This window comes from Caulobacter sp. GW821-FHT09H08 (genome assembly GCF_059415885.1).
Genome location: NZ_JBWKOC010000004.1, coordinates 576,756 through 591,600, shown reverse-complemented (window position 1 = coordinate 591,600; position 14,845 = coordinate 576,756). Strand labels below are relative to the sequence as shown.

At 69.0% G+C, this 14,845-nt stretch carries 19 protein-coding genes; 7 read left to right on the top strand and 12 right to left on the bottom strand.

The features are described from left to right. Positions 1–30: 30 nt before the first annotated feature. From AC07NN_RS17330 to rdgB, 8 genes are all read right to left on the bottom strand, one after another. Positions 31–1,575 (bottom strand): YifB family Mg chelatase-like AAA ATPase, encoded by a 1,545-nt coding sequence (locus AC07NN_RS17330; RefSeq protein WP_494643541.1) that lies wholly within the window; start codon positions 1,573–1,575, stop codon positions 31–33. A gap of 107 nt (positions 1,576–1,682) precedes the next feature. Continuing rightward, positions 1,683–2,636: a glutathione synthase gene (gene gshB / locus AC07NN_RS17325; protein ID WP_494643538.1), complete on the bottom strand. Its 954-nt coding sequence runs from the start codon at positions 2,634–2,636 to the stop codon at positions 1,683–1,685. Positions 2,637–2,730: 94 nt separating this feature from the next. Continuing rightward, a complete protein-coding gene (locus AC07NN_RS17320) occupies positions 2,731–3,081 on the bottom strand; it encodes a hypothetical protein (protein WP_494643535.1) in 351 nt (116 codons plus the stop codon). A gap of 5 nt (positions 3,082–3,086) precedes the next feature. After that, positions 3,087–3,902 carry a SirB1 family protein gene (locus tag AC07NN_RS17315; protein ID WP_494643533.1) on the bottom strand — a complete coding sequence of 272 codons (816 nt, stop codon included), beginning with the start codon at positions 3,900–3,902 and terminating at the stop codon, positions 3,087–3,089. Position 3,903: 1 nt separating this feature from the next. After that, positions 3,904–4,281, bottom strand: coding sequence for a YraN family protein (locus AC07NN_RS17310; protein ID WP_494643530.1), 378 nt, complete (start codon positions 4,279–4,281; stop codon positions 3,904–3,906). After that, a complete protein-coding gene (gene rsmI, locus AC07NN_RS17305) occupies positions 4,281–5,153 on the bottom strand; it encodes a 16S rRNA (cytidine(1402)-2'-O)-methyltransferase (protein ID WP_494643528.1) in 873 nt (290 codons plus the stop codon). Before rsmI ends, AC07NN_RS17310 begins: the two co-directional genes overlap by 1 nt. 36 nt (positions 5,154–5,189) lie before the next feature. Next, entirely contained in the window at positions 5,190–6,344 is a 1,155-nt protein-coding gene (gene hemW, locus AC07NN_RS17300; RefSeq protein WP_494643525.1) for a radical SAM family heme chaperone HemW, read from the bottom strand. Continuing rightward, positions 6,337–6,939, bottom strand: coding sequence for an RdgB/HAM1 family non-canonical purine NTP pyrophosphatase (gene rdgB, locus AC07NN_RS17295; RefSeq protein WP_494643523.1), 603 nt, complete (start codon positions 6,937–6,939; stop codon positions 6,337–6,339). The genes hemW and rdgB overlap by 8 nt, the downstream gene beginning before the upstream one ends. A 42-nt stretch (positions 6,940–6,981) precedes the next feature. Between rdgB and AC07NN_RS17290 the strand changes: the two genes are divergently transcribed. The 4 genes from AC07NN_RS17290 to AC07NN_RS17275 all read left to right on the top strand — a co-directional run bounded on the left by AC07NN_RS17290 (position 6,982) and on the right by AC07NN_RS17275 (position 8,742). Then, positions 6,982–7,587 carry a glutathione S-transferase N-terminal domain-containing protein gene (locus AC07NN_RS17290; protein WP_494643520.1) on the top strand — a complete coding sequence of 202 codons (606 nt, stop codon included), beginning with the start codon at positions 6,982–6,984 and terminating at the stop codon, positions 7,585–7,587. Positions 7,588–7,744: 157 nt separating this feature from the next. Beyond that, complete coding sequence (locus AC07NN_RS17285; RefSeq protein WP_494643517.1) at positions 7,745–7,861, top strand: hypothetical protein; 117 nt, start codon at positions 7,745–7,747, stop codon at positions 7,859–7,861. A gap of 93 nt (positions 7,862–7,954) precedes the next feature. After that, complete coding sequence (locus AC07NN_RS17280; RefSeq protein ID WP_494643514.1) at positions 7,955–8,488, top strand: DUF2975 domain-containing protein; 534 nt, start codon at positions 7,955–7,957, stop codon at positions 8,486–8,488. A gap of 17 nt (positions 8,489–8,505) precedes the next feature. Beyond that, a complete protein-coding gene (locus AC07NN_RS17275; protein ID WP_494643512.1) occupies positions 8,506–8,742 on the top strand; it encodes a helix-turn-helix domain-containing protein in 237 nt (78 codons plus the stop codon). Between the two features lie 7 nt (positions 8,743–8,749). On the opposite strand, the gene AC07NN_RS17270 is transcribed toward AC07NN_RS17275, so the two are convergent. From AC07NN_RS17270 to rph, 3 genes are all read right to left on the bottom strand, one after another. Then, a complete protein-coding gene (locus tag AC07NN_RS17270; RefSeq protein WP_494643510.1) occupies positions 8,750–9,544 on the bottom strand; it encodes a retropepsin-like aspartic protease family protein in 795 nt (264 codons plus the stop codon). A 3-nt stretch (positions 9,545–9,547) separates the two neighbouring features. Next, on the bottom strand, positions 9,548–10,525 hold the full coding sequence (locus tag AC07NN_RS17265) for a S1C family serine protease (protein WP_494643508.1): 978 nt from the start codon (positions 10,523–10,525) through the stop codon (positions 9,548–9,550). Between the two features lie 249 nt (positions 10,526–10,774). After that, entirely contained in the window at positions 10,775–11,491 is a 717-nt protein-coding gene (gene rph / locus AC07NN_RS17260) for a ribonuclease PH (protein ID WP_494643507.1), read from the bottom strand. A 139-nt stretch (positions 11,492–11,630) separates the two neighbouring features. Between rph and hrcA the strand changes: the two genes are divergently transcribed. After that, entirely contained in the window at positions 11,631–12,707 is a 1,077-nt protein-coding gene (gene hrcA / locus AC07NN_RS17255; protein WP_494643505.1) for a heat-inducible transcriptional repressor HrcA, read from the top strand. A gap of 10 nt (positions 12,708–12,717) precedes the next feature. Further along, complete coding sequence (gene grpE, locus AC07NN_RS17250; RefSeq protein WP_494643501.1) at positions 12,718–13,341, top strand: nucleotide exchange factor GrpE; 624 nt, start codon at positions 12,718–12,720, stop codon at positions 13,339–13,341. On the opposite strand, the gene AC07NN_RS17245 is transcribed toward grpE, so the two are convergent. Then, complete coding sequence (locus AC07NN_RS17245) at positions 13,284–13,538, bottom strand: DUF2061 domain-containing protein (RefSeq protein ID WP_494643498.1); 255 nt, start codon at positions 13,536–13,538, stop codon at positions 13,284–13,286. The genes grpE and AC07NN_RS17245 overlap by 58 nt on opposite strands. Before the next feature lie 174 nt (positions 13,539–13,712). Between AC07NN_RS17245 and dnaN the strand changes: the two genes are divergently transcribed. Then, positions 13,713–14,831 (top strand): DNA polymerase III subunit beta, encoded by a 1,119-nt coding sequence (gene dnaN / locus AC07NN_RS17240; protein WP_494643496.1) that lies wholly within the window; start codon positions 13,713–13,715, stop codon positions 14,829–14,831. Positions 14,832–14,845 lie beyond the last annotated feature (14 nt).

Sequence of the window (14,845 nt, the reverse complement as noted above, 5' to 3'; positions counted from 1 at the left end):
CAAGGTTACCCGGCGCGGCTTAATGGAGGGTCAAGCGGGACCGATCGGAAGCAAGCTTTCCTCGCCCGGCGTCGTCGTCCGCCGATGGGCCAACGCCTCGGCCACGTGGACGCGGCGGACGCTGTCGGTTCCTTCCAGGTCGGCGATGGTGCGCGAGAGGCGCAGCACGCGGGTCCAGCCTCGGGCGCTGATCCGGCCGGCCTCGGCGGCGCGGGTGAGGAGTTCGCGGCCGGGCTGGTCCAGGGCGGCGATGGCCTCCAGGAAGGCGCCTTCGGCGCGGCCGTTGAGGCCGTCGGCCATGCCGTGTTCCTCGGCGCGATCCAGCTGCAGGGCGCGCGCTCGGGCCACGCGGGCGGCGACCTCGGCGGTGCCCTCGACCGGCGGCGGCAGGGCCAGGTCGGCGGCGGTGACGGCGGGCATGTCGACGGCAAGATCGATGCGGTCCATCAGCGGGCCCGAGACGCGGCCCTGGTAGTCCTTCTGGCAGCGCGGAGCCTTGCCGCACGCGCCGCGCCCGGCCCCGCCATGGCCGCAGCGGCAGGGGTTCATGGCCGCCACCAGTTGCACCTTGGCCGGATAGCGGATGTGGGCGTTGGCGCGGGCGACCATCACCTCAGCGGTCTCCAGCGGGCCGCGCAGGCTGTCCAGGGCCTGGACGCCGAACTCGGGCAGCTCGTCGAGAAACAGGACGCCATTGTGGGCCAGCGACACCTCGCCCGGCTTGGCGCGATGGCCGCCGCCGGTCAGGGCGGCCATGCTGGCGCTGTGGTGGGGCGCGCGGAACGGCCGCGCGCGGGTCAGCGCGCCACGGGCGATAAGCCCCGCCACCGAATGGACCATCGAGGTCTCCAGCAGCTCGGTCGAGGTCAGGGGCGGCAAGAGGCCTGGCAGGCGCTGGGCCAGCATCGACTTGCCCGAGCCGGGCGGGCCGACGAACAGCAGGTTGTGGCCGCCGGCCGCGGCGATCTCCAGGGCGCGCTTGGCGTGCTCCTGACCCTTCACGTCGCGCAGGTCCTTGGGCCGCTCGCCCTCGACGATGGGACCGGGCGTCGGCGCCGACAGGATCTGGGCGCCTCGGAAGTGGTTGATCAGCGAGACCAGCGAACGCGGGGCCAGGATGCGGGTGTCGCCCGCCCAGGCCGCCTCGGGACCGGACGCCTCGGGACAGATCAGGCCAAGGCCCATGGCCCCCGCCGCCATCGCCGCCGGCAGGGCGCCCGCCGCCGGGACGATGCGGCCGTCCAGCGAGAGCTCGCCCATGGCCGCCCAGCCGTCGAGGGCGTCCAGCGGGATGACGCCTAGCGCCGCCATCACCGCCAGGGCGATGGGCAGGTCGAAGTGGGTGCCTTCCTTGGGCATGTCGGCCGGCGCGAGATTGGCGACGATGCGCTTGCCTGGCAGCGAGAGGCCGAGACCGGCGAAGGCGCCGCGCACCCGCTCGCGACTTTCGGCCACCGCCTTGTCGGCCAGGCCGACCACGACGAAGACATGCTGACCGGTCGTCAGCTGCACCTCGACATCGACGCGACGGGCCTCGACGCCCTCGAACGCAACCGTGACGACCTTGGCGGCCATATAAGCCTCATGGATGTATGTATTTATCCACAAGGCACAGCATAGCTTGCGAAATAGAGCAAGAACGAAAAACGAACGTTTCGGGAAACGCTCGTGTTTACGCAGAGTTACCCACCGTTGCGACGAATGTCCTCAATACGATCCCAGAGTACGGCCGCGGCGTTGATACCGGTAAATCGCTTGAGCTGTTGAGCGCCGGTCGGCGACGTGACGTTGATTTCGGTCAGGTACTCGCCGATGACGTCAATGCCGACAAAGATCAGTCCACGGCGCTTTAGTTCGGGGCCGATGATCTTGCAGAGCTCCAGATCACGCGCGGTCAATTCCACGGCTTCGGCGCGGCCGCCGACGCGAAGATTGGAGCGGACCTGACCGGTCGCCGGCACGCGATTGATGGCGCCCACCGGCTCGCCGTCGACCAGCAGGACGCGCTTGTCGCCCTTGCTGACTGCCGGCACGAACTTCTGGGCGATGACCTGCTCGCGGCCGATCATGGCGTGCAGCTCCAGCAGCGCGTCGAGATTGGGATCGTCCGCCAGCAGACGGGCCACGCCCGAGCCGCCGCCGCCGTAGAGGGGCTTCAGGACGATATCGCCGTGACGGGCGCGGAAGTCGTAGATCGCCTCGTGGTCCGAGGTGATCAGGGTCGGCGGCTGCACGCCCGGGAAGTCGGTGACGAACAGCTTCTCGGGCGCGTTGCGCACCTCGGTCGGGTTGTTCACGACCAGGGTGTGGGGGTGGATCTTGTCCAGGAAGTGGGTGGCCGTGATGTAGGCCATGTCGAACGGCGGGTCCTGGCGCATCAGGACGACGTCGATGTCGTCCTTCATGTCGATGACTTGGACCTCGCCCAGCTTGGCGTGCGCGCCCTTCTCGGCGAAGACCTCCAGCGACTGAGCGCGGGCGAACACCCGGCCGTCTTCCTGCGAGAGCTTGTCGGGCGTGTAGAACCACAGCTTATGGCCGCGCTGTTGCGCCTCCATCATCATCAGGAAGGTCGTGTCGGTGTCGATGTTGATCCCCAGGACGGGATCCATCTGGACGGCGACTCGCAGCGACATGGGAGCTCCTGGGGTCTTTCTCGGGCGTCTGGCGCGACGGCTTAGTTAAGCCGATTTCTGGGGATTGCGAGAGCGAGCGTGTTTGGTCGCCACTTCAGGGTAGCGGCGCGTTGTAGTGCTTGATCAAACAATGCGTGACGGGGGTCCAGTCGGGGCCGATTTTCATGGCGAGCTGATCGTCCATCCAGCCGAAGTAGGTTGCGTCAATCACAGCGTTGGGCGGGGGCGGCGTCTTAGGAACGGGTCGATAGAAGCCGCAACTCACGGCATGCCCCTGTCGCTGCTCATGGGTTACTTCGACGATCTCGACGCGCGTTCCTTCTCGTTTCGATAGGGCCTCGACGATCGCATGCTCTGTCTTCACTGAAGGTGGGGCCTCATGCTCGCAGCCGGTTAGCGTCACTAGAGCAAGCAGCAGGAAACCCGCGGAGCTCGGCTTCTTCATGCCTTTCAGTTCAGTCTCAACCGCATCCGCTCGCGCGCCGCGCGCGCCGCGATGGCCGCGCCGCCGTCCAGGACCTGCGCGCGGGACAGCGCCTGCAGCGCGCCCGCCAACGCGCCCTGGCCTTCGCGGGCGGCGGCGACGTCCAGCCAGGGGCGGTGGTCGGCGGGGTTGAGCAGGGCGCGGCGCAGGGCCGAGCGCTCGGCGCGGACCCAGTCCTTGGCCTGCTGGGCGCGGGCGAAGATGTTGTTCTGCAGGCGGATCAGCACGGCGCGGTCGGGGATCGGCGCCATCAAGAGTTCCAGCCGCGCGGCGACGTCGGGCATCAGGCCGGTGCGCAGGGCGCGGCGCGACAGCTCCGAGGGCAGGACGACCCGCCCCTCGCTGAACGGGTCCAGCGCCAGCGGGCCTTCCTCGGTCTCGATGCGCAGCAGGAAGTGGCCGGGGAAGTCGACGCCGTAGAGGTCCAGCCCGACCTCGCGGGCGGCGTGCAGGTAGAAGACGCCCAGCGCGACCGGCAGGCCCTTGCGCCGGTGGGCGATGGCGATGACGTCGGCGTTGTCGGGGTGGTCGTAGGTGATGACGTCGCCGGTCAGGCGCAGGTCGCCGGCCAGGGTCTCGGCCACGGCCTCCTCCGGCGACTCGGCCTCGGCCCGGCGGCGCAGGCGCTCGACGGCGTCGTTGGCCAGGTCGACGGCGGGCTTGGTGTCGCGGCTGGGATCGTCGTGGACGGCGCAGGCCAGGGCGGCCTGGAACAGGGGAAAGCCCTCGTCGGGGCCCTCGCCGGCCTTCGTCAGGACCTCCTCGGCCTCGTCCCGCGTCATCCTAGGCTCCTGTCCAGGCGTCGGCGAGGTGGCGCGGCGGGCGACCGGGGGCCAGGGCGATCAGGTCCAGGCGCACGAGAAGATCGCGCAGTCCGGCACGGTGCGCGGAGAGGTGGGCGGCGGCGCGGCGCAGGCGCTCGCGCTGGGTCGGCGTCACGGCGTCCAGGGCGTCCTCGATCGTCGTCCGTTGCTTGACCTCCACAACGGCCAAGGTCCGCCCGCGTTGCGCCAGGAGGTCGATTTCGCCGAGCGGCGTCGCCAGGCGGAAGCCCAGGATACGGTAGCCCTTGGCCATCAGCCATAGGGCGGCGATCACCTCGGCGCGTCGGCCGACCTTGCGGGCTTGGGTCCCTCGGGCTTGGCGGACGCCGGAGACCATCAGGCCTGCTCCTTCAGCGCCAGGGCCTGACGGTAGAGGTCCTTGCGCGAGAGGCCCAGCGCCTTGGCGACTTCCGAAGCCGCCTCGCCCAGGGGGAGGCGGGCCATGGCTTCGCGCAGGGCGGCCTCGGCGTCGTCGGCGGTGGCGACCTTTTCCGAGCCCGGACCGACCAGGATGACGATCTCGCCCTTGGGGGCCTCGAAGCGCGGGTCGACCGCCAGCTCGGCGAGGGGGCCGCGGATGCAGGTCTCGTAGAGCTTGGTCAGCTCGCGGCACACCGCCGCCTGGCGCGTCCCGCCGAACACGGCGGCCATGTCGGCTAGGCAGTCGTCGACCCGCGAGGCGCCCTCGTAGAAGATCAGGGTGGCGCGGGTGTTGGCGAACTCCTCGAAGAAGGTCCGGCGCGCGGCGCTCTTGGGCGGCGGGAAGCCGGCGAACAGGAAGCGGTCGGTCGGCAGGCCGGCCAGGGTGAGCGCCGCGAGGGCGGCGGAAGCGCCGGGGATCGGGATGACCGGATGGCCGGCGGCGATCGCCTCCTTGGCCAGGCGGTAGCCGGGGTCGGAGACCATCGGCGTGCCGGCGTCCGAGACCAGGGCCACGCGCTCGCCGGCTTCGAGCCGTTGCAGGATGCCAGGGATGGCGCGCTCGGCCACGTGCTCGTCGTGGCGTTCCAGCTTGGTCTTGATGCTGTAGGCCGACAGCAGCTTGCCGGTGACGCGCGTGTCCTCGGCCAGCAGCACGTCGCAGCCGGCCAGAACGTCGAGGGCCCGCAGGGTGATGTCGCGCAGGTTGCCGATCGGCGTCGCCACCAGATAGAGGCCCGGCGCCAGCGGCGCGTCGGACAGGGCTGGCGGGGGAAGCTGGCGGCTCAAGGCGCGATGTCCTTCGACGGTCGGGGCGAACCCATATCAGGTTGCGAGCGCGCCTGTCAGCCGGTCCAGCACCAGACGGCCCGCGCGGGTGGCGCGTAAGCGCTGTCGGTCGTCCGCGAGCAGGCCGGTCTCGACCAGGTCGCGGACCTTGGGCAGGTCAGGCGTCAGGGCGAGTGGGGCCATCTCGGCGAAGCTGACGCCGTCGTCGATGCGCAGGCCAAGGACCAGGCGTTCCTCGGCGGCTTCTTCAGGCGTGAGGATCTCGCGCTCGAAGCCGAGGCCGGTTTCGGCGACGGCGGCGACATAGTCCTTGATGGCGCGATGGGCGATCGTCGCCGCGCGGCCTTCGGGCAGGGCGAGGCGGCCGTGGGCGCCGGGGCCGACGCCGACATAGTCGACGCCGCGCCAGTAGACGAGATTGTGCCGCGAGCGGGCGGCCGCGCCCTTGGCGTGGTTGGAGACCTCGTAGGCGTCGAAGCCGGCGGCCTCCAGCAGCTCTTGCGTGGTCTCGAACAGGGTGGCGGCCAGGTCCTCGTCGGGGACGACCAGGGTCCCACGTCCGACCGCGCGGTCGAAGGCGGTGCCGTGCTCGATGGTCAGCTGGTAGGGCGAGACATGCTCGGGGCCGAGCGCGATGGCCTCGGAAAGCTCGGCGCGCCAGGCCGCGTCAGTCTGGCCGGGGCGGGCGTAGATCAGGTCGATGGAGAGGCGCGGGAAGGCCTTGGTCGCCGCGGAGATGGCCCGTCGCGCGGCGCCGGCGTCGTGGTTGCGGCCCAGCGCCTTCAGGGACTCGTCGTCCAGCGCCTGGACGCCGAGGGACAGTCGCTGGACACCGGCGTTGGCCAGAGCGGCGAAGCGGTCGGCTTCCGCGTCGGTGGGGTTGGCCTCGAGGCTGATCTCAAGGTCGGCGGCGGGTGACCACAGGCGTTTGGCCGTGTCGATCACCCGCGCCACCTGCACGGGGTCCATCAGCGAGGGCGTGCCGCCGCCGAAGAAGATCGACAGGAGCTCACGTTCGCCGGTCAGGGCGCGCTGGGCTTCCAGATCGGCGACGATGGCGTCGGCCAGGGCCTGCTGCTCGGCGGTCTTGCCCCGGTCACGGACGACGTTGAAGTCGCAATAGGGGCAGATGCGCGCGCAGTACGGCCAGTGGACGTAAACGCCCAACTTGGCCTTGGCCGGATCAGTCAAACAGCGCCGCCTTCAGCTTGGCGAAGGCGCGGGCGCGGTGGCTCATGGCGTCCTTGGCGGTGGGTTCCATTTCGCCGAAGGTCAGGCTCTCGCCATCGGGCATGAAGATCGGGTCGTAACCGAAGCCGCGCGTCCCACGGCCCGGGAACACAAGGGTCCCGTCGACGCGGCCCTCGACCACCACGGCCGGGCCGTTCGGCCAGGCCACGGCCAGGGCCGAGGTGAACCAGGCCGAGCGATCGTCCGAGGCGGTCTCATCCAGGCGCTCCTCGACCTTCTTCATGGCCATGGCAAAGTCCTTGGTCGGACCGGCCCAGCGCGCCGAATAGATCCCGGGCGAACCGTCCAGCGCCTTGACCGACAGGCCGCTGTCGTCGGCCAGGGCCGGCAGGCCGGAAAGATCGGCCGCGTGGCGGGCCTTCAGCAGGGCGTTGCCGACGAAACTCAGTTCTGTTTCGTCCGGCTCGGGCAAGCCGAGCTGGCCGGCGGTGACGATCTCGAAGCGGCCGTCCAGCAGGGCGGCGATCTCGGGCACCTTGCCCGGATTGTGGGTGGCGGCCACGAGCTTCGATCCCATTTCAAGCTTCAGCGCCATCTCGTCACTCCACTGGTGGCCCGTTTAGGGGGAAACAATCCGATGCGGCTTCTTTACGCTGCTATTTCGCCGTTTGCGCGCAAGGTTCGCGTCCTGGCCCTGGAAAAAGGGCTCTCGGACCTCTTCGCCCTGGAGATCGTCGCGCCGTTCGCGGACGAGACCCTCCGGGCCCAGAACCCGCTCTGCAAGGTGCCGGCCCTGATCCTGGAAGATGGAGAGGTGATCTTCGATTCCAGCGTGGTGGCCGACTATGTCGATGGCCTGGCCGAGCCGCGCCTGATCCCGCCGCCGCAGCCGGCCCGCCGCCGCGCCCTCACCCTGGAAAGCGCCGCCGACGGGATGGGCGACGCCTCGGTGCTGATCGTCCGGGAACGGATGCGGCCCAAGGAAGAGCACCGGGCGGACCTGTTCGAGCGCCAGCTGCGCGCCGTCAACGCGGCCCTCGATCTTTTCGAGGCGGCCCTGGCGAACGGCGACCTCTCCCATGACCGTTTCGAGATCGGCGAGATCGCCGTGGCGGTGCAGCTGGCCTACCAGGACGTGCGCCAGGTTAGCGACTGGCGGTCTGGCCGACCGGGCCTTTCGGCCTGGTACGAGCGCGTTTCAAAGCGCACCTCAATGATCGCCACCCACGCCACTGTGACTTGAGCGCAACGCCTGCGGACCAGTGTGCATCATTACCAGAGTTTAATATCGTTTCTCGATAAACAAGATTGGCGGAACCGGAAACGTCCCCTATCTGTTGATCCTAGGCGAAGGGCCGCACCAAACGGCTCCAAACCTGTCTCTCAAACTGGAAAACACGATGTCCACCGCCCGCCTGTTCCGCATCGCCGACAAAGTCGTCATGACTGTCATCACCGCCGCCCTTATCGTGGCTGTTCCGGTGTCTGCGATCGCGTTCGTGGTGCAGACGCTCTAAGCGGGACATAGGTTTCCAGGGATTTAGAGGCCCGTTTTTGACGCCTCCCGCGATGCGGGGCATTTTGCTCAGCGTCGCTGTTGGGGAGCAGCCATGCGCGCCTTGGGGCCTGGCTCCGTATCGAGTTTCCTGAAGATCATCCTGGACGTCATCTACGTCGGGCTCTGGATCTTCGTGGTTCTGTTGTCGCTGTTCACGCTGGTCGCCCTGCTGTTCAGCTTCAATCCCGAACTTCTCGCCTCGATGTTGCCGATCAGCGACGCCGTCGAAGCCGTCAGCCGCAATGGCGCGCTGATGGCCGGCGGCCTGGCCGCCTACGCCCTGCTGCTGGGCGGCTGGATGATCATCGTCGAGCGCCTGCGCAAGATCTTCGCCACCCTGACGGCCGGCGACCCCTTCCATCCCGACAACGTGGTGCGCCTGCGCCTGATCGGCCTGGTGCTGGGGGGGCTGGAGATCGGCCGCTATGTCTTCTCGGGACTGGCCCGCTGGCTGGCCCCGAAAGCCAAGATCATCGACGACAGCTTCACCCTGACCGCCTGGTTCTCGGTGCTGGTGGTGTTCGTCCTGGCCGAGGTGTTCCGCGAGGGCGCCCGCCTTCGCCGCGAAGCCGAACTCACGATCTGAACCGGAGCGACCGCCGCATGCCTGTCCGCGTGAATCTCGACCGCGTGCTCCTGGAGCGCCGGATGTCGCTGACCGAACTCTCCGACCGCGTGGGCGTGACGATCGCCAACCTGTCGATCCTGAAAACGGGCAAGGCGCGAGCGGTGCGGTTCTCGACCCTCGACGCCCTGTGCCGTGAGCTCCAGTGCCAGCCCGGCGACCTGCTGAGCTTTGAGTACGGCCCGGCCGACGCCACCGACTACGACGACGCTTAAGGCCCGGCTAGTAGGCCCGGCCCTTCTCGTCCTCGCGCCACTTGAGGATCAGCCGCCGATCGCGGAACTCGAAGGCCTCCAGGCGCTGCAGGAAGCTCATCCCCAGCAGCGACGTGCTCATCGGGGCCTTGTTCACCATCATCCGAAAGCCTTCCAGCTTGATGGCCCCGACCTCCAGGCTCGTGGCGTCATAGGCCGCGCCATAGCCCACGCCGTTGGCGGTCTCGGTCTTGTAGCCGTAGTCCAGCGTATCGACCGGTACACCGACGCGGCGGGCGTCGGCGGGGCTGAGCACGGTTTCGGTCGCGCCGGTGTCGACCACGAAGCGCACGCGCTGGCCGTTGACCAGGCCGTCGACGACATAGGCGCCGTCCTCGCCCTGCGGCACGACCAGGGTCCGCTCGCCGACCTGGACCGGGGTCCCGACATTGAAGGCCAGGGCCACTTTCCGTGGGATCGCGGCGAGCTCGGCGCGATAGGCGTAGCCCAGCACCAGCACCGCGATGATGCCGCTCCACAGCGCCACATGCTTCAGGTGCTGGCCGATCGAGCCGCGCAGGCCGCGCAGCAGCACCGTCGAGACCAGCACCACCACGCCCAGGCGGTAGGCCAGGTAGCTCTTGTCCTCGCCGCTCTGCACGGCCTCGGGGAAGGCGCGGGCCAGGGCGAAGGTCACCGCCCCGATCGCCGCCAGCACGGCCAGCCACAGCCAGACGCGACCCGGCGCGACCGAACGGCGGGCGGGCCGTTGCGGTCGAACGGGTTCCGGGGGCTGGTCCCAGGGACCTGACGGCGTGGTCATTGGCTAGTTCAGGCGTCGCTTCTTGAGCAAGGTCCCGCGATCCATCGAGCGGATCTCGACCTCGAAGGCGTCGCCTTCGCGGAGGATTTGCAGGGGGACGGTGACGCCGGCCGGACCGAGGTCCCACATCGCCGTGTAGAATTCGGCCAGGTCCGAGACCGGCTGGCCGTCGACGGCCAGGATCAGGTCGCCGGCCCGCAGCTCGGCGCGGTCGGCCGGCCCCTTGGGCGAGATGCCGACCACCACGACGTGGTTTTCCAGTTCCTGGGCGAAGACGCCCAGCCAGGGGCGTGGCGGATGCGGGCTCTTGCCGCGCGCCAGCTCGTCCAGGATCGGCGGCAGCAGCTCGGCGGGCACGAACATGTTGATCGGTCGGGCGGCGCCGTCCTCGCCGCGGCCTTCCAGGGTCAGGGAGCCGAGGCCCACGAGGTCGCCCTTGGGGCCGATCAGGGCCGCGCCGCTCCAGTGCGGGTGGGCGGGACCGGTGATGATGGCGTCGTCCAGCAGGTACTCCCAGTAGCCGGCGAACGGCATGCGGGCCAGGACCTTGCCGGCGATGGCGTGGGCGCGGCCGCCGGCGCCGGCGGCGATGACCGGGGCGCCGACGTCGAGGTCATCGGCCGAGCCGATGGTCATGACGGGCAGGTCAAGCGGCTCCAGCGCCTGGACCAGGCCGAGGCCCGAACGGACGTCCAGGCCCAGCACGTGGGCCGGGATCTGGCGGCCGTCGTTGCGGGTCAGCATGACCTCTTCGGCCTCGGTGATCAGATAGGCCATGGTCAGCACGAGGCCGCCGGGACCGACGACCACGCCGTTGCCGACGCGCTCGGTCCCGAGAATCGCGGCCGTATAGGCGTCGGCCGGCACGATCGCCTCCAGGGCGACCATCGAGGCCAGCGCCTGGTCCAGGTCGAAGCGATACGCCTCGGCCGAGGGGCGCAGGCGGGCTTCGACTTCATAGCCATCGAACGGGGTGGTCACGCGAGACTCCTAACCTTCAGGATTGGAATCTGGGGGTAGCGGTCTCAGCGGGCAAGGGGCTGTCAGTTCTACGCCCCGCCATAACATCCGCCTTCCTAGGCCTTGTGCCCAGGACCCATGCGTCCGTTCGCCCCGACTGCAGGGCGCACGACCACGCTGGCGGAGCGCTTTGGCGAGCACCGCGCCTGGCCGCGCCATGGGTCCTGGGCACAAGGCCCAGGAAGGCGGATTTCTCGAGTGGGTCTAGAACTACCCCGCGATCGCCGCGCGCTGCAGGGCGAACAGCTCGTTGATGCCCTTCTCGGCGAGCGAATAGAGCGACTCGAACTCGACGCGGGTGAAGCCGCGCTTCTCGCCGGTCGCCTGGATCTCGCAGATGTCGCCATTGCCGGTCAGGACGAAGTTGCTGTCGGCCTCGGCGTTGGAGTCTTCCTCGTAGTCCAGGTCGAGGACCGGGGTGTCCTTGAAGACGCCGCACGAGACGGCCGCCACCTGGCCCAGGATCGGGTCGGCCTTCAGCACGCCCTCTTCCAGCAGGTAGTTGACCGCCAGGCGCAGGGCGACCCAGGCGCCGGTGATGGCGGCGGTGCGGGTGCCGCCGTCGGCCTGGATGACGTCGCAGTCGAGGCTGATCTGGCGCTCGCCCAGGGCCTTCAGGTCGACGACGGCGCGCAGGGACCGGCCAATCAGGCGCTGGATTTCCTGGGTGCGGCCGCTCTGCTTGCCGGCGGCGGCCTCGCGACGACCGCGGGTGTGGGTGGCGCGGGGCAGCATGCCGTACTCGGCCGTGACCCAGCCGGCGCCCTTGTTGCGCATCCAGCCGGGGACGTTTTCCTCGACCGTGGCGGTGACCAGCACCTTGGTGTGGCCGAACGAAACCAGGCACGAACCCTCGGCGTAGCGGTTGACGCCGGTTTCCAGCGTGACGGCGCGCAGCTGGTCGGGGGCGCGTTCGGACGGACGCATGGGAAACTCCTGATCTCAGGGACAATTTGAATGTGTGTGGGTGGCCGCTTATCCTATTGAGAGCCGCACTTGAAAGAGGCTGACTCCTTTTGTTCGCCGACCGGGTCTTCGAAGACACGCTCCAGATGATCGAGATGACATGACGCATCTCTTCCCCGGACCGATCGTCCGCGCGCCGGGCCTGACGGAGCTGGACAGCCGCGCCCGCGACATCTTCCGCCGCGTCGTCGAGTCGTATCTGGAGACCGGCGAGCCCGTCGGGTCGCGCACCCTGTCCAAGGCGGGCTTGGCTTTGTCGCCCGCCTCGATCCGCAACACCATGCAGGACCTGGCGCAGCTGGGTCTGCTGGACGCCCCCCACACCAGCGCCGGCCGGATGCCGACCCATTCGGGCCTGCGCATGTTCGTCGACGGCTTCCTGGAGGTCGGCGACGTCGCCGAGGCCGAGAAGCGCGCCATCGAGGCGCGACTGGCCGTGAAGGGGCGCTCGTTCGAGGAAGCCCTGGCCGAGGCCTCGTCCATCCTGTCGGGTCTCGCCGGCGGGGCGGGGATCGTGGTCACACCCGTCCGCGAGGGCGGGGTCAAGCACGTGGAGTTCGTGCCGCTGGGCGGCGGCCAGGTGCTGGCGGTCATGGTGTTCGAGGACGGCCAGGTCGAGAACCGGCTGATGCGCCAGGCGCCGGGCGTCACGCCGTCGGCCCTGCAGGAGGCGTCCAACTTCCTCAACGCCCGCCTGCGCGGCCGCACGCTGAGCGAGGCCCGCACCGAGATGGGTGGCGAACTGGACATCGCGCGTCGCCAATTGGACGAGACCGCCGCGCGCCTGGTCGAGGACGGGCTGGCCGCCTGGAGCGGCGGGGAGGGCGACGCCCGCTCGCTGATCGTGCGCGGGCAGGCCAACCTGCTGGCCGACGCTCGGGCCCGCGAGGACATCGACCGCGTCCGCCAGCTGTTCGATGATCTCGAGCAGAAGGGCCAGTTGATCGGCCTGCTGGACGACGTCCGTGACGCCGAGGGCGTGCGCATCTATATCGGGGCCGAAACGCGGCTCTTTTCGCTTTCGGGTTCCTCGGTGATCGCGGCGCCCTATATGACGGGCCGACAGAAGGTCTTGGGCGCGATCGGCGTGATCGGGCCCGCGCGTTTGAACTACGCCCGCGTCATTCCGTTGGTGGACTATACCGCCCGGGTGCTCGGGCGGATGATGGATGGATAAGGACTTAGAGATGACCGACGAGCAGACGCCGGCCGAAGACGTCGCCTTCGAGGCTGACGATGCGTCGCAAGAGATCGAGGCGCTGAAGCTGGAAGTGGCCGCTCTGAAGGAGCAGGCCCTGCGCTACGCCGCCGAGGCCGAGAACACCAAGCGCCGCGCCGAGCGCGAGATGAACGACGCGCGCGCCTATGCGATCCAGAAGTTCGCCCGTGACCTGCTGGGCGCGGCCGACAATCTGGCGCGGGCCACGGCCCACAGCCCCAAGGACTCGACCGACGCGGCGGTGAAGAACTTCATCATCGGCGTCGAGATGACCGAGAAGGAGCTGCAAGGCGCCTTCGAACGCAACGGATTGAAGCAGATTCAGCCGGCCAAGGGCGAGAAGTTCGATCCGCACCTGCACCAGGCCGTGACCGAGCAGCCTTCGACCGAAGTCGCGGCCGGCGGCGTGCTGACCGTGCTGCAGGCCGGCTACGAGCTGATGGGCCGTCTGGTCCGTCCGGCTATGGTCGCCGTGGCGGCCAAGGGTTCGACGGGGCCTTCGACCGGCGAAGCGCCGGCCGCCTCGGCCAATCCCTATGCCGGCGCCAGCGCCGAGGACGCTTCGGGCGGCACGTTCGACGCCAAGGCCTGATCCTGACGGTCGCGCGCTCGCTTGTCGGCGCGCGACCACAGTCGTTCGTGGATGTTGAACGACACGGTCTGGACCATCGGTTCGACCAGACCGACCGCCAGGGCGATCTTCCAGTCGCGGGTCAGGGCGTAGGCGACGATGACCGCGACGGTCAGGTGCATCGAGGCGTAGGTCAGGGTCTTGAGGGCGAGGCGCATCGGCGCGCTCCTAGTTGAGAATCATTCTTAGAAAATGGGAGCGGATTCAGCTTCCGCAAGAGGCTCGCCCCTCTTCCCCACGCGCGCGATTTCGCTAATGTCGGCGGTCCCTTCTCAACGGGGCCGTAACAGGACGATTCTCCTGGGGCGGCGGCCTCGCACCTGGACCGGATTATGAAGCTTACGATCGAACGGGCGGCGCTCCTGAAGGCGCTGGGGCACGTGCAGAGCGTCGTCGAGCGCCGCAACACCATCCCGATCCTGTCGAACATCCTGCTGTCGGCCGAGGGCGATCGCCTGTCCTTCTCGGCGACCGACCTGGACATGGAAATCATCGACGAGGGCTTCGCCCAGATCGACATCCCCGGCCAGATCACCGCGCCGGCCCACACCCTCTATGAAATCGTCCGCAAGTTGCCCGACGGCGCCGACGTCTCGCTGAGCTTCAGCGGCGACGATCCGCGCCTGGTCATCCAGGCCGGCCGCTCGCGCTTCAACCTGCCGGTGCTGCCGGCCGGCGACTTCCCGGTGATGAGCAGCGACGGTCTGTCGAGCCGCATCGCGGTCGACACCAACGAGCTGATCCGCCTGATCGACAAGACCCGCTTCGCGATCTCGACCGAAGAGACCCGCTACTACCTGAACGGCCTCTATCTCCACACAGTCAACGAGGGCGGCGAGACCAAGCTGCGCGCCGTGGCCACCGACGGCCATCGCCTGGCCCTGGCCGAGATGCCCGCCCCCGAGGGCGCGGCCGGCCTGCCGGGCGTGATCGTGCCGCGTAAGACCATCGCCGAGGCCCGCCGCCTGATGGAATCGGCCGGCGAGACGGTCGACCTGCAGGTGTCGCCCCAGAAGGTCCGCTTCGAGTTCGGCCAGGCGGCCCTGACCTCCAAGGTCATCGACGGCGCCTTCCCGGACTATCTGCGCGTCATCCCGCGCGACAACGCCAAGATCCTGACCCTGGACAACGACCTGTTCGCCAAGGCCGTCGACCGCGTCGCCACCATCTCGGCCGAGAAGAGCCGCTCGGTGAAGCTGGCCATTGAGCCGGGCCGCATCACCCTGACCGTCCGCAACATGGAAGCCGGCCAGGCCGTCGAAGAGGTCGAGGTCGACTACGACGGCGAGCCCTTCGAAATTGGCTTCAACGCCCGCTACCTGCTGGACGTCTGCGGCCAGATCGCCGGCCCGCAGGCCGAGTTCCGCTTCGCCGACCCGGCCAGCCCGACCCTGGTGGTCGACCCGGTCGATCCAGGTGTGAAGTACGTGCTGATGCCGCTGCGGGTCTGATCCGCATTGTCTGG

Excerpts from the sequence above, each read along its gene's own strand:
- AC07NN_RS17330 (WP_494643541.1), bottom strand. The coding sequence starts at position 1,575 with ATGGCCGCCAAGGTCGTCACGGTTGCGTTCGAGGGCGTCGAGGCCCGT.
- AC07NN_RS17290 (WP_494643520.1), top strand. The coding sequence starts at position 6,982 with ATGCGGCTTCTTTACGCTGCTATTTCGCCGTTTGCGCGCAAGGTTCGC.
- gshB (WP_494643538.1), bottom strand. The coding sequence starts at position 2,636 with ATGTCGCTGCGAGTCGCCGTCCAGATGGATCCCGTCCTGGGGATCAAC.
- rph (WP_494643507.1), bottom strand. The coding sequence starts at position 11,491 with ATGCGTCCGTCCGAACGCGCCCCCGACCAGCTGCGCGCCGTCACGCTG.
- AC07NN_RS17310 (WP_494643530.1), bottom strand. The coding sequence starts at position 4,281 with ATGGTCTCCGGCGTCCGCCAAGCCCGAGGGACCCAAGCCCGCAAGGTC.
- hrcA (WP_494643505.1), top strand. The coding sequence starts at position 11,631 with ATGACGCATCTCTTCCCCGGACCGATCGTCCGCGCGCCGGGCCTGACG.
- rdgB (WP_494643523.1), bottom strand. The coding sequence starts at position 6,939 with ATGGCGCTGAAGCTTGAAATGGGATCGAAGCTCGTGGCCGCCACCCAC.
- dnaN (WP_494643496.1), top strand. The coding sequence starts at position 13,713 with ATGAAGCTTACGATCGAACGGGCGGCGCTCCTGAAGGCGCTGGGGCAC.
- AC07NN_RS17285 (WP_494643517.1), top strand. The coding sequence starts at position 7,745 with ATGTCCACCGCCCGCCTGTTCCGCATCGCCGACAAAGTCGTCATGACT.
- AC07NN_RS17245 (WP_494643498.1), bottom strand. The coding sequence starts at position 13,538 with ATGCGCCTCGCCCTCAAGACCCTGACCTACGCCTCGATGCACCTGACC.
- AC07NN_RS17315 (WP_494643533.1), bottom strand. The coding sequence starts at position 3,902 with ATGACGCGGGACGAGGCCGAGGAGGTCCTGACGAAGGCCGGCGAGGGC.
- AC07NN_RS17275 (WP_494643512.1), top strand. The coding sequence starts at position 8,506 with ATGCCTGTCCGCGTGAATCTCGACCGCGTGCTCCTGGAGCGCCGGATG.
- AC07NN_RS17270 (WP_494643510.1), bottom strand. The coding sequence starts at position 9,544 with ATGACCACGCCGTCAGGTCCCTGGGACCAGCCCCCGGAACCCGTTCGA.
- AC07NN_RS17280 (WP_494643514.1), top strand. The coding sequence starts at position 7,955 with ATGCGCGCCTTGGGGCCTGGCTCCGTATCGAGTTTCCTGAAGATCATC.
- AC07NN_RS17320 (WP_494643535.1), bottom strand. The coding sequence starts at position 3,081 with ATGAAGAAGCCGAGCTCCGCGGGTTTCCTGCTGCTTGCTCTAGTGACG.
- grpE (WP_494643501.1), top strand. The coding sequence starts at position 12,718 with ATGACCGACGAGCAGACGCCGGCCGAAGACGTCGCCTTCGAGGCTGAC.